The following is a 13,399-nucleotide window of genomic DNA, read 5'->3' as shown; positions in this document are numbered from 1 at the left end:
CTAATAATCTCTATCTTTCTGAAACATCACTATATTATTTTCCTAAACAAAATTGAGAGAACAACTGGTCAATTAGGCTTTCATGAACGGTATCACCAGTAATTTCACCAAGTATTTCCCACGTTCTTGTTAAATCAATTTGCACCATATCAATTGGAACACCATTTTCTATCGCTTCAATTGCATCCCCAATTGTTTTTCCTGCTTGTGTTAATAATCCAATATGTCTCGCGTTAGAAACATATGTTACATCTGCAGAATCAATTGTTCCTTCAAAGAATAAATCAGCTATTGCCGTTTCAAGCTCATCTATTCCTTGTTCCTCAATTAACGACGTTGTAATAACACGATTTCCCTCTGCCAATTCTATAACACGTTCCATATCAATTGCTTGCGGTAAATCTGTCTTATTTACAATAACAATGAAATCTTTTCCTTGTACGGCACGGAATAGATCTTCATCCTCATTCGTTAAAGCTTCGCTATAATTAACGACAACTAACACTAAATCAGCTTGACTCATCATTTCTTTTGAACGCTCTACACCAATTCGTTCAACAACATCTTCTGTTTCACGAATACCGGCCGTATCTATAAGTTTAAGTGGTACACCACGCACATTAACGTACTCTTCAATAACATCACGAGTTGTTCCTGCAATATCAGTTACAATTGCCTTTTTCTCCTGAACGAGACTATTTAATAGCGATGATTTCCCAACATTAGGTCTACCAATGATTGCAGTAGCAATACCTTCACGTAAAATCTTTCCTTGCTTTGATGTTTCTAATATTTTTGCAATTTCAGCACGAACATGTGTAGCTTTCTCAATTAAAATATTATGTGTCATTTCTTCCACATCATCATATTCTGGGTAATCTATGTTTACCTCAACATGAGCTAACGTTTCTAATATATCCTGACGCAGACGGCCGATTAATTTAGATAATCGTCCTTCCATTTGATTAATCGCTACGTTCATTGCTCGATCTGTTTTTGCACGGATTAAGTCCATAACAGCTTCTGCTTGTGATAAATCAATACGGCCATTTAAAAAAGCACGTTTTGTAAATTCACCAGGCTCCGCTAATCGTACTCCTTGCGCTAAAATAAGCTGCAATACTTTATTTACCGAAACAAGCCCACCGTGACAGTTAATTTCTACTATATTTTCACGTGTAAAAGTCCTCGGTGCACGCATAATAGACACCATTACTTCTTCAATAACCTGATTTGTATCTAAATCAACAATATGACCATAATGAATTGTGTGAGAAGGAACCTCTGTTAAATCCTTCCCTTTAAAAATACGATTAACCTTTTCAACCGCATCATCCCCACTTACTCGAACAATGGCAATTGCACCCTCTCCAAGCGCTGTGGAAATCGCGGCAATTGTATCAAATTCCATGTCCTTTCACCTCACTTGCTTATTTATCTCTATTTCAACATGATTATTTTCTTCACTAAATTATTAGAATACCATAACGAACCTATCTACAAAAGAATAATAACTCATTTTATTATGTCCTCATGTAAAAAACACTAAACTTATTCACAGTGGATAAGTTTAGTGTTTTTTAGTTATCCACACCTTTTTTTCCCTCAAAAAAACCGGCACTCAATTGAGTAACCGGTCACTTGGAAGATATTACAACATGTCGATGTGGTTCTTTTCCTTCAGAAGTTGTAATGATATTTTGATGATTAGATAATGCTTGGTGGATAATCTTTCGTTCAAAAGATGGCATAGGCTCCAATACAACTCTTTTTTTCGTACTTACTACTTGTTTGGCTAATCGATAAGAAAGTGCTTCTAGCGTAGCTTTTCTTTTACTACGATAATTTTCAGCATCTAATGTGATACCAATGTACTGCTTCGTATTACGATTCGCCACAAGTTTTGTTAAATACTGTAAAGAATTCAAGGTATTCCCTCTTTTCCCAATCAAAACACCCACATTTTCGCCGTAAATTGTAAATTCAACTTCGCGTCCTTTTACAATTTTACTAATCTCAGCTTCCACACCCATATCGTGAATAACATTTTTTAAATACTCTTCACATTCTTGAATTGGATCTTTCTTCAATACAACTTCTACTACTGCAGGTCGGTTCCCAAATAAACCTAAGAACCCTCTCTTACCCTCATCGATAATATTTATATCTACTCGGTCTTTTGAAACATTTAATTGTCTTAAAGCATCCTGTACTGCCAGCTCGACTGTTTGTCCTTTAGCAGTAATTATACTCACTTGCTTGATCCTCCTGCCTTACTAGCCTTAATTTCCGGCCCTTTGATCAAGTACATTTGAGCGATACCAAAGATATTACCAACAACCCAGTAAAGTGATAATGCAGCTGGGAAGTTAATTGCAAAGATTAAAATCATGATTGGCATTAACCAAATCATCATTGCCATTTGCGGATTTTGACCAGCAGTTCCTGCCATTGCAAGTTTTTGCTGAATAAATGTCGTAATTGCCGCAACAACCGGTAAGATATAGAACGGATCTGCTTGTCCTAAGTCGAACCATAAGAATGTATGCTTACTAATTTCTGATGTTCTCATAATCGCATGGTAAAACGCGAATAAAATAGGCATCTGAACAAAGATTGGTAAACATCCTGCTAATGGATTTACACCATTTTTTTGATACAACTGCATCATTTCTTGTTGTAGTTTTTGCTGCGTTGCTTGATCTTTAGAGCTATATTTCTCTTTTAACTTCACCATTTCTGGTTGTAACGCTTGCATTGCTTTCGTACTCTTCGTTTGTTTAATCATTAATGGTAATAATGCAAAACGAATGATAAGAGTTGTAACAACAATCGCTAAACCGTAATTACTACCAAATAAGTTGGCAAAATACGTAATTAACTGAGAAAGCGGGTATACGAAGTATTCATTCCAAATTCCAGTGCTTTTTGGTGTAATTGGCTGATTTACTTCACTACAGCCAGCAGTAATCGCCATTAATACAACAACCATGGCTAGTAAACCTAATTTCTTTTTCAAAGCCTACTCCTCCTTGTATCGGTATGTATATAGTGTAATTCATTTCCTTACGCTACTTTTTTATTCTTTTCATACCAGAGCGTTTAAAGACATGAATTAAGCTTTTCTTTACTTCTTCATATGTCATCTCTGCACAAGGCTTCCTTGCTATTATAACAAAATCTTTTCCAGAATCTATCTCATCTTTTAATTCTGTGATCGACTGGCGAATCATACGTTTAATTCGGTTACGCACTACTGCATTTCCTATTTTCTTGCTGACAGAAAGGCCAATACGAAAGTTTGGCTGCTCTTCTTTATCTAGTTGATACACAACAAATTGACGATTCGCAGTCGATTTTCCTTTTTGAAAAACCGTCTGGAATTCATCATTCTTTTTTATACGATGTTTTTTCTTCATATCAATTGACACTCCTGTAGTTCATCAGCGGAAATTCACTATTATTAGAAAAAAAGACCACTGAACGATCAGTGGTCTACGCAGATAATACTTTTCTTCCTTTACGACGACGAGCTGCTAGCACTTTACGTCCGTTCGCTGTGCTCATACGGCTGCGGAAACCATGTACTTTGCTGCGCTTACGTTTATTTGGTTGGTAAGTTCTTTTCATTATATGACACCTCCCTGAGGAATATCTGTTAAAGACAGTCTTATAAATTATAGTTAATCAACTAGGAAAATGTCAATGGTTCTAGAAATTTTCATCAAATATTCATTTTGAACCTATTCACATACTTTTTCACAGACGCTATATTTCCTTGTGGATAAATGTTTTTTTCTGTTTTTTATATCCACAAACTCTTTTCGTACTTTTACACAGTATATCGTGTTGTGGACAAGTTTATTCCACAAGGTATTGATTTTGTGGATAACTTTCTTAATTTCATTGCTATAGCTACTTTTTTTTGATATTATAGTTGTGTTTTCACTTTGAATAAGTTTTCCACATCATTATCTTATCCACAATTTGTGTATAACATGTGGACAGTTTTAATCACATGTGGGTAAATGATTATCCACATTTGCTTTTTTTGTCGAAAACCCTATCTCATATACAAACGACGTTTTTAGGTTTTAAAATACGTTTCGTATAAATATACATTTTATATTTATTTAGGTTGTACATTTGTTGCGCAACCTTATTCTTTTACCATCTTAGTAAAGGAGGGACACCTTTGGAAAACATCTCTGATTTATGGAACAGCGCCTTAAAAGAACTAGAAAAAAAGGTCAGTAAACCAAGTTATGAAACATGGTTAAAATCAACGACCGCACATAATTTAAAGAAAGATGTATTAACAATTACGGCTCCAAATGAATTCGCCCGCGATTGGCTAGAATCTCATTATTCAGAGCTAATTTCAGAAACACTTTATGATTTAACAGGGGCAAAATTAGCTATTCGCTTTATTATTCCCCAAAGTCAAGCTGAAGAGGAGATTGATCTTCCTCCTTCTAAACCGAATTCAGCACAAGATGATTCTAATCATTTACCACAGAGTATGCTAAATCCAAAATATACGTTTGATACGTTTGTTATTGGCTCTGGTAACCGTTTTGCTCACGCTGCTTCATTGGCCGTAGCCGAAGCGCCAGCTAAAGCATATAATCCCCTCTTTATTTATGGGGGAGTTGGACTTGGAAAGACCCATTTAATGCATGCAATTGGTCATTATGTAATTGAACATAACCCAAATGCCAAAGTTGTATATTTATCATCAGAAAAATTTACAAATGAATTCATTAATTCTATTCGTGATAATAAAGCTGTCGATTTTCGTAATAAATACCGCAATGTGGATGTTTTATTGATAGATGATATTCAATTTTTAGCGGGAAAAGAACAAACTCAAGAAGAGTTTTTCCATACATTCAATGCATTACACGAAGAAAGTAAACAAATTGTAATTTCCAGTGATCGGCCACCAAAAGAAATTCCAACTTTAGAAGATCGTCTTCGTTCTCGCTTTGAATGGGGACTCATTACGGATATTACGCCACCAGATTTAGAAACGCGGATTGCAATTTTGCGCAAAAAGGCAAAGGCTGAAGGACTTGATATACCAAATGAGGTCATGCTTTATATTGCAAATCAAATCGATTCAAATATTCGTGAACTAGAAGGTGCACTCATCCGAGTTGTAGCTTATTCATCTTTAATTAACAAAGATATTAATGCTGATTTAGCAGCCGAAGCACTTAAAGATATTATTCCAAATTCTAAACCAAAAATTATCTCCATTTATGATATTCAAAAAGCTGTCGGAGATGTTTATCAAGTAAAATTGGAAGATTTCAAGGCGAAAAAGCGAACGAAATCAGTTGCCTTCCCTCGCCAAATTGCAATGTATTTATCACGTGAACTGACAGACTCCTCCTTACCTAAAATAGGTGAAGAATTCGGTGGACGTGATCATACAACAGTTATCCATGCTCATGAAAAAATTTCTAAGCTACTTAAGACGGATACGCAATTACAAAAGCAAGTTGAAGAAATTAACGATATTTTAAAGTAGTAGCTGAATAGTGTGAATAACTTTCCTTGTTTTACGCACAGTCTATCCACATGTAGATAGACTGTTTTTACATCCTTTAACAGGGTTATCCACATATCCACAAGCCCTATTACTATTACTACTATTTTTTATCTTTATTAATTAAATAAAATCTTATACTTACCGGAGGTTTTTCTTTATGCGTTTTACAATACAAAAAGACTATCTTGTAAGAAGTGTACAAGATGTAATGAAGGCTGTTTCTTCTCGTACAACAATTCCGATCCTTACGGGGATTAAAGTTGTCGCTACGGAAGAAGGAGTTACATTAACAGGAAGCGATGCTGATATTTCAATTGAATCTTTCATTCCAGTTGAAGAGAATGGAAAAGAAATCGTAGAAGTGAATCAATCAGGAAGTATTGTTTTACAGGCTAAATATTTTAGTGAAATTGTAAAGAAATTGCCTAAAGAAACTGTAGAAATTTCTGTGGAAAATCATTTGATGACAAAAATAACTTCTGGAAAATCAGAGTTTAATTTAAATGGTTTAGATTCTGCAGAATATCCATTGTTACCACAAATTGAAGAACATCATGTTTTTAAGATTCCAACGGATTTACTTAAACATATGATTAGACAAACTGTATTTGCAGTTTCCACTTCTGAAACAAGACCAATCTTGACAGGTGTAAACTGGAAGGTATATAACAGCGAACTAACTGGCATTGCTACAGATAGTCACAGACTAGCTCTTCGAAAAGCAAAAATCGAAGGCATTGCAGATGAGTTCCAAGCAAATGTTGTTATTCCAGGAAAAAGTTTAAATGAATTAAGCAAAATTCTAGATGAGTCTGAAGAAATGGTAGATATCGTTATTACGGAGTATCAAGTATTATTCCGTACAAAACATTTATTATTCTTCTCAAGATTGTTAGAAGGAAATTACCCTGATACAACTCGCTTAATTCCAGCGGAGAGCAAAACAGATATTTTTGTAAATACAAAAGAATTTTTACAAGCAATTGATCGTGCATCTCTTTTAGCAAGAGATGGTCGTAATAATGTTGTAAAATTATCAACTTTAGAGCAGGCAATGCTAGAAATTTCCTCGAATTCACCAGAAATCGGAAAAGTAGTAGAAGAAGTTCAATGTGAAAAAGTAGATGGAGAAGAGTTAAAAATATCTTTTAGTGCAAAATATATGATGGATGCACTAAAAGCATTAGATAGTACTGAAATTAAGATTAGCTTTACTGGAGCAATGAGACCATTCTTAATTCGTACAGTAAATGATGAATCCATTATTCAATTAATTTTACCGGTTCGTACTTACTAAGTAAGAAATAAGGGTTGCTAGTTTTCAGATGCTAGTAGCCCTTATTTGATTTTTGGGTATTACTTTCCTAATGCTAGTTTATTTAGTACAATGAAAGAATGAACACTTTCAGAAAGTGAGCGATTTTATGAAACGTATTAAAATTTCAACAGAGTATATTACACTAGGGCAATTTTTAAAGTTAGCCGATGTAATTGATACAGGTGGCGCTGTAAAATGGTTTTTACAAGAATATGAAGTGTACGTGAATCAAGAACTTGAAAATAGAAGAGGTCGCAAACTATATGCGAACGATATTATTGAAATTCCAGGAAGCGGAAGTTTCCAAGTTCAGTCATAAAGGGGGAGCCCTTTGTTTATTTCAGAAATACAATTAAAAAACTATCGCAATTATGAAAAGTTAGAGCTTTCCTTTGAAGATAAGGTAAATGTAATTATCGGCGAGAATGCGCAAGGGAAAACGAATTTGATGGAAGCTATTTATGTTTTAGCGATGGCGAAATCTCATAGAACCTCTAATGATCGCGAACTTATCCGTTGGGATGAAGATTTCGGTCAAATTAAAGGAAAGCTACAAAAGAGAAATAGTTCTTTGTCTTTGGAATTAAATATCTCGAAAAAAGGTAAAAAGGCAAAATTAAATCAACTTGAACAACAAAAATTGAGTCAATATATTGGCGTGATGAATGTTGTCATGTTTGCCCCAGAAGATTTAAATCTTGTAAAAGGAAGCCCTCAAGTAAGAAGACGCTTTTTAGATATGGAATTAGGCCAAATAGCTCCGGTCTATTTGTATGAATTGAGTCAATATCAAAAGGTGCTCACACAACGAAATCACTTGCTAAAAAAGATGCAAGGGAATAGTAAGAATGAGGAAACGATGTTGGATGTATTTACACTTCAACTTATTGAGCATGGTACAAAAATTTTGCAAAAACGCTTTGAATTTTTGCATTTACTACAAGAATGGGCAGCTCCAATTCATCGTGGTATAAGCCGTGGGTTAGAAGAATTAGAAATTGTCTATAAACCGAGTGTAGATGTATCAGAATCAATGGATTTGTCGAAAATAAAAGAAGTATACTATGAAAGTTTTCAATCCGTGAAACAACGTGAAATTTTCCGTGGTACGACTTTAATTGGTCCTCATCGTGATGATTTACAATTCTTCGTTAATAGTAAAAATGTTCAAGTCTTTGGTTCGCAAGGACAACAACGAACGACCGCACTGTCCCTAAAATTAGCTGAAATTGAATTGATTTACTCAGAAGTTAAAGAATATCCGATTCTTCTATTGGATGATGTATTATCAGAATTAGATGATTATCGTCAATCGCATCTGTTAAATACAATTCAAGGAAAAGTGCAAACATTTGTGACAACGACGAGTGTCGACGGAATTGAACACGAAACATTAAAAGAAGCGAAAACAATTCATGTAACGAACGGCACGGTAGATTGTGAAATAGATAGGGCGTAATCCCTGTTTAAATGGAAAAGTAGGTGATCTTTGTGTCAATGGAACAAAAGCAAATGCAAGAAAATTCATATGATGAAAGTCAAATACAGGTACTTGAAGGGCTAGAAGCAGTTCGAAAACGCCCTGGTATGTATATTGGATCTACAAGCGGAAAAGGACTTCACCATCTTGTATGGGAAATCGTCGATAATAGTATTGATGAAGCACTTGCAGGGTACTGTGATGAAATTAACGTTAGTATCGAAGAAGATAATAGTATTCGTGTAACGGATAATGGACGTGGTATTCCAGTTGGTATACAAGAAAAAATGGGACGTCCTGCTGTAGAAGTTATTATGACCGTTCTTCATGCTGGTGGTAAGTTTGGCGGCGGCGGTTATAAAGTTTCTGGTGGTTTGCATGGTGTTGGGGCATCTGTAGTAAATGCCCTATCAACAGAACTAGAGGTATTTGTACATCGTGAAGGTAAAATCCATTATCAAAAATACGAAAGAGGTATTCCGGTTGCGGATTTAAAAGTCATTGGTGACACAGATCAAACAGGAACGATAACTCGATTTAAACCAGATCCAGAAATTTTTCAGGAAACAACAGTATACGAATTTGATACGCTCGCAACTCGTATGCGTGAATTAGCATTTTTAAATCGTAATATTAAATTAACAATTGAAGATAAACGTGAACATAAGCAAAAGAAAGAATTCCATTATGAAGGTGGAATTAAATCATACGTCGAGCATTTAAATCGCTCAAAACAACCAATCCATGAAGAACCTGTATATGTAGAAGGATCAAAAGATGGTATTCAAGTTGAGGTTTCCTTACAGTATAACGAAGGATATACAAATAATATTTACTCATTTACGAATAACATTCATACGTATGAAGGTGGAACACATGAAGTAGGGTTTAAAACAGCTTTAACTCGTGTGATTAACGATTATGGACGTAAAAATAGTATTTTAAAAGATGCAGACAGTAACTTAACGGGTGAGGATGTTCGTGAAGGTTTAACTGCAATTGTATCAATTAAACATCCAAACCCACAATTTGAAGGACAAACGAAGACGAAACTTGGGAATAGTGAAGCGAGAACGATTACAGAGTCTGTGTTTTCAGAGGCATTTGAAAAGTTCTTACTAGAAAACCCGAATGTTGCACGAAAAATCGTAGAAAAAGGTACGATGGCAGCACGTGCACGTGTTGCAGCGAAAAAAGCACGTGAATTGACACGCCGCAAGAGCGCATTAGAAGTTTCAAGTTTACCTGGTAAATTAGCAGATTGCTCTTCGAAAGATCCAGCAATTAGTGAAATTTACATTGTAGAGGGTGACTCTGCCGGTGGATCAGCAAAACAAGGGCGTGATCGTCACTTCCAAGCGATTTTACCGCTAAAAGGTAAAATTATTAACGTTGAAAAGGCAAGATTGGATAAAATTTTATCTAACGATGAAGTGCGTACAATTATTACTGCAATTGGTACGAACATTGGCGGCGATTTTGATATCGAGAAAGCTCGTTATCATAAAGTTATTATTATGACGGATGCCGACGTAGATGGTGCGCATATTCGTACCCTATTATTAACGTTCTTCTATCGTTATATGCGTCAAATTATTGAACACGGTTATATCTATATTGCACAGCCACCGTTGTTTAAAATACAACAAGGTAAAAAAATTCAATATGCTTATAATGAAAAAGAGCTTGAAAAGATTTTAGCTGAATTACCAGCTCAACCTAAACCTGGTATCCAACGTTACAAAGGTTTAGGAGAAATGAACCCAACTCAGCTTTGGGAAACGACAATGGACCCAGAAGTGCGTTCATTACTTCAAGTTTCCCTTCAAGATGCAATTGAGGCAGATGAAACATTTGAAATTTTAATGGGGGATAAAGTAGAGCCACGTCGTAACTTTATCCAAGAAAATGCAAAATACGTGAAAAACCTTGATATTTAAATGAGTAATGACAGGAATCTGAGTATTCCTGTCTTCTACATATAAATCAATGTATGTGTAACGGAAATGTAAGAGGAGGTGCTCGTTGATGTCAGACAATCAACAACAAGCACGAATTCGAGAAATTAATATTAGTCATGAAATGCGTACCTCATTTTTAGATTACGCAATGAGTGTTATCGTATCTCGTGCATTACCAGATGTTCGTGATGGATTAAAACCTGTGCATCGTAGGGTTTTATATGCGATGAATGATTTAGGAATTACGGCTGATAAAGCGTATAAGAAATCAGCACGTATTGTTGGTGAAGTAATCGGTAAGTATCACCCTCATGGTGATTCAGCTGTTTATGAAACGATGGTACGTATGGCGCAAGATTTCAGTCAACGTTATATGCTTGTTGATGGGCATGGTAACTTTGGATCTGTCGATGGAGATTCAGCGGCAGCAATGCGTTATACAGAAGCAAGAATGTCTAAGATTTCTATGGAATTAATACGTGATATTTCAAAAAATACGATTGATTATCAAGATAACTATGATGGTTCTGAAAGAGAGCCAATTGTATTACCAGCGCGTTTTCCTAACTTACTAGTAAATGGTACGACAGGTATTGCAGTTGGTATGGCAACGAATATTCCGCCGCATCAACTTGGCGAAGTAATTGATGGGGTATTGGCATTAAGTCATAATCCTGATATTACTATTGCAGAATTAATGGAGTGCATTCCAGGACCAGATTTCCCGACGGCAGGTTTAATTTTAGGAAGAAGTGGTATTCGTAGAGCGTATGAAACAGGACGCGGTTCTATTATACTTCGTGCTAAAGTTGAAATTGAAGAGAAGTCAAATGGCAAACAATCTATTATCGTAACGGAACTACCTTATCAAGTAAATAAGGCGCGATTAATTGAAAAAATTGCAGAATTAGTTCGCGATAAGAAAATTGAAGGTATTACAGATTTACGTGATGAATCAGATCGAAATGGTATGCGTATTGTTATGGAAGTACGTCGTGATGCCAATGCTAATGTATTATTAAATAACTTATATAAACATACAGCACTTCAAACAAGTTTCGGTATTAACATGCTGTCTCTTGTAAATGGAGAGCCACAAGTGCTGAACTTAAAACAAAATTTATATCATTACTTGGAACATCAAAAGGTAGTAATTCGTAGACGTACAGCTTATGAACTAGAAAAAGCAGAAGCGCGTGCTCATATTTTAGAAGGATTACGAATTGCCTTAGACCATCTGGATGAAGTTATTACATTAATTCGTAGTTCGAAAACAGCGGAAATTGCAAAGCAAGGTTTAATGGAACGTTTCGGCTTAAGTGAAAAACAAGCGCAAGCTATTTTAGATATGCGTTTGCAACGTTTAACAGGTTTAGAACGCGAAAAGATTGAACAAGAATATCAGGACTTAATGAAGTTAATCGCTGAATTAAAAGCAATCTTAGCAGATGAAGAAAAGGTTCTTGAGATTATTCGTGAAGAATTAACGGAAGTAAAAGAGCGCTTCAATGATAAGAGACGCACAGAAATTACAATTGGTGGTATGGAGTCTATTGAAGATGAAGACTTGATTCCAGAACAAAATATCGCCATTACGTTAACTCATAATGGTTATATTAAGAGGTTACCAGCTTCCACGTATAAAACACAGAACCGTGGTGGACGTGGTGTGCAAGGAATGGGGACAAATGATGATGATTTCGTCGAGCATTTATTAACTACTTCTACGCATGATCATATTCTATTCTTCACTAATAAGGGGAAAGTATACCGTACGAAAGGATATGAAATCCCAGAGTATAGTCGTACAGCGAAAGGTATACCTATTATTAACCTATTAGGTGTAGATAAGGGCGAATGGATTAACGCCATTATTCCAATTCGTGAATTTGGTGACGATGAATTCTTATTCTTCACAACAAAACAAGGTATCTCTAAGAGAACACCACTTTCATCATTTGCAAATATCCGTACGAATGGCTTAATTGCAATCTCTCTTCGTGAAGAGGATGAAGTAATATCTGTACGTTTAACATCTGGTGATAAGGATATTATTGTAGGAACAAGCAATGGTATGTTAATTCGTTTTAACGAGCAAGATGTGCGTTCTATGGGACGTAACGCGGCTGGTGTAAAAGCAATTACATTAGGTGAAGAAGATCAAGTTGTAGGTATGGAAATTGTCGAAGAGGATGTAAATGTTTTAATTGTAACGAAAAATGGTTATGGAAAACGTACGCCGATTGATGAATACCGTCTACAAAGCCGTGGTGGTAAAGGTCTGAAGACTTGTAATATTACAGATAAAAACGGGAAATTAGTAGCTGTTAAATCTGTAACAGGTGAAGAAGATATTATGTTAATTACAGCAGCGGGTGTTATTATTCGTATGCCAGTTGATCAAATCTCTCAAATGGGACGTAATACACAAGGTGTTCGTCTAATTCGATTAGAGGATGAGCAAGAGGTAGCGACAGTAGCAAAAGCACAAAAAGATGATGAGGAAGAAACGAGTGAAGAGGTTTCTTCAGAAGAATAAGAGGGGAGATATCTCCCCTCTTTATTTTTTTATAATAATACTTGCATAGGGAAGGGAAAGCCTATATAATAGGCAGAGTCAGCAAATGAGAGATATAAGTTATCGAAAAAACTTGTTGACGAAAATAATATACTATGATATATTATAAAAGTCGCTGAAACGCGATGTTGAACTTTGAAAACTAAACGAAACAAACAACGTGAAACGTCAATTTTTATTTTAGATGCTAGACAAACTAACTTTATTGGAGAGTTTGATCCTGGCTCAGGATGAACGCTGGCGGCGTGCCTAATACATGCAAGTCGAGCGAATGGATTAAGAGCTTGCTCTTATGAAGTTAGCGGCGGACGGGTGAGTAACACGTGGGTAACCTGCCCATAAGACTGGGATAACTCCGGGAAACCGGGGCTAATACCGGATAACATTTTGAACCGCATGGTTCGAAATTGAAAGGCGGCTTCGGCTGTCACTTATGGATGGACCCGCGTCGCATTAGCTAGTTGGTGAGGTAACGGCTCACCAAGGCAACGATGCGTAGCCGACC

At 35.8% G+C, this 13,399-nt stretch carries 11 protein-coding genes and 1 rRNA gene; 7 read left to right on the top strand and 5 right to left on the bottom strand.

The window, feature by feature from the left end; translation table 11 throughout:
• Nucleotides 1-34 precede the first annotated feature (34 nt).
• The 5 genes from mnmE to rpmH all read right to left on the bottom strand — a co-directional run bounded on the left by mnmE (nucleotide 35) and on the right by rpmH (nucleotide 3,630).
• Nucleotides 35-1,411, bottom strand: coding sequence for a tRNA uridine-5-carboxymethylaminomethyl(34) synthesis GTPase MnmE (gene mnmE, locus ACTFNE_RS17535; protein WP_000393775.1), 1,377 nt, complete (start codon nucleotides 1,409-1,411; stop codon nucleotides 35-37).
• 226 nt (nucleotides 1,412-1,637) lie between these two features.
• Entirely contained in the window at nucleotides 1,638-2,255 is a 618-nt protein-coding gene (gene jag, locus ACTFNE_RS17530) for an RNA-binding cell elongation regulator Jag/EloR (RefSeq protein ID WP_000022804.1), read from the bottom strand.
• On the bottom strand, nucleotides 2,252-3,019 hold the full coding sequence (gene spoIIIJ / locus ACTFNE_RS17525) for a YidC family membrane integrase SpoIIIJ (protein WP_000727751.1): 768 nt from the start codon (nucleotides 3,017-3,019) through the stop codon (nucleotides 2,252-2,254). The genes jag and spoIIIJ overlap by 4 nt, the downstream gene beginning before the upstream one ends.
• A 52-nt stretch (nucleotides 3,020-3,071) precedes the next feature.
• On the bottom strand, nucleotides 3,072-3,419 hold the full coding sequence (gene rnpA / locus ACTFNE_RS17520; protein WP_000726630.1) for a ribonuclease P protein component: 348 nt from the start codon (nucleotides 3,417-3,419) through the stop codon (nucleotides 3,072-3,074).
• 76 nt (nucleotides 3,420-3,495) lie between these two features.
• Nucleotides 3,496-3,630, bottom strand: coding sequence for a 50S ribosomal protein L34 (rpmH, locus tag ACTFNE_RS17515; protein ID WP_000831901.1), 135 nt, complete (start codon nucleotides 3,628-3,630; stop codon nucleotides 3,496-3,498).
• A gap of 565 nt (nucleotides 3,631-4,195) precedes the next feature.
• Between rpmH and dnaA the strand changes: the two genes are divergently transcribed.
• The 7 genes from dnaA to ACTFNE_RS17480 form a co-directional block, all read left to right on the top strand.
• Nucleotides 4,196-5,536 carry a chromosomal replication initiator protein DnaA gene (dnaA, locus tag ACTFNE_RS17510; RefSeq protein WP_000428025.1) on the top strand — a complete coding sequence of 447 codons (1,341 nt, stop codon included), beginning with the start codon at nucleotides 4,196-4,198 and terminating at the stop codon, nucleotides 5,534-5,536.
• Between the two features lie 178 nt (nucleotides 5,537-5,714).
• A complete protein-coding gene (gene dnaN / locus ACTFNE_RS17505) occupies nucleotides 5,715-6,854 on the top strand; it encodes a DNA polymerase III subunit beta (RefSeq protein ID WP_001212896.1) in 1,140 nt (379 codons plus the stop codon).
• 127 nt (nucleotides 6,855-6,981) lie between these two features.
• Entirely contained in the window at nucleotides 6,982-7,194 is a 213-nt protein-coding gene (gene yaaA, locus ACTFNE_RS17500; protein ID WP_000821367.1) for a S4 domain-containing protein YaaA, read from the top strand.
• 12 nt (nucleotides 7,195-7,206) lie between these two features.
• Nucleotides 7,207-8,334: a DNA replication/repair protein RecF gene (gene recF / locus ACTFNE_RS17495; RefSeq protein WP_000470750.1), complete on the top strand. Its 1,128-nt coding sequence runs from the start codon at nucleotides 7,207-7,209 to the stop codon at nucleotides 8,332-8,334.
• 38 nt (nucleotides 8,335-8,372) lie between these two features.
• A complete protein-coding gene (gene gyrB / locus ACTFNE_RS17490) occupies nucleotides 8,373-10,295 on the top strand; it encodes a DNA topoisomerase (ATP-hydrolyzing) subunit B (RefSeq protein WP_000435991.1) in 1,923 nt (640 codons plus the stop codon).
• Nucleotides 10,296-10,383: 88 nt separating this feature from the next.
• Complete coding sequence (gene gyrA / locus ACTFNE_RS17485; protein ID WP_001282851.1) at nucleotides 10,384-12,855, top strand: DNA gyrase subunit A; 2,472 nt, start codon at nucleotides 10,384-10,386, stop codon at nucleotides 12,853-12,855.
• A gap of 241 nt (nucleotides 12,856-13,096) precedes the next feature.
• Nucleotides 13,097-13,399, top strand: a 16S ribosomal RNA gene (locus ACTFNE_RS17480); the annotation flags it as partial.

Origin of the sequence: Bacillus cereus group sp. MYBKT111-2 (assembly GCF_051915205.1) — a bacterium.
In the GTDB taxonomy this organism is placed as follows: Bacteria; Bacillota; Bacilli; order Bacillales; family Bacillaceae_G; genus Bacillus_A; species Bacillus_A paranthracis.
This window is presented reverse-complemented; position numbering and strand designations above follow the sequence as displayed.

Excerpts from the sequence above, each read along its gene's own strand:
- dnaN (WP_001212896.1), top strand. The coding sequence starts at position 5,715 with ATGCGTTTTACAATACAAAAAGACTATCTTGTAAGAAGTGTACAAGAT.
- rnpA (WP_000726630.1), bottom strand. The coding sequence starts at position 3,419 with ATGAAGAAAAAACATCGTATAAAAAAGAATGATGAATTCCAGACGGTT.
- rpmH (WP_000831901.1), bottom strand. The coding sequence starts at position 3,630 with ATGAAAAGAACTTACCAACCAAATAAACGTAAGCGCAGCAAAGTACAT.
- gyrB (WP_000435991.1), top strand. The coding sequence starts at position 8,373 with ATGGAACAAAAGCAAATGCAAGAAAATTCATATGATGAAAGTCAAATA.
- mnmE (WP_000393775.1), bottom strand. The coding sequence starts at position 1,411 with ATGGAATTTGATACAATTGCCGCGATTTCCACAGCGCTTGGAGAGGGT.
- gyrA (WP_001282851.1), top strand. The coding sequence starts at position 10,384 with ATGTCAGACAATCAACAACAAGCACGAATTCGAGAAATTAATATTAGT.
- yaaA (WP_000821367.1), top strand. The coding sequence starts at position 6,982 with ATGAAACGTATTAAAATTTCAACAGAGTATATTACACTAGGGCAATTT.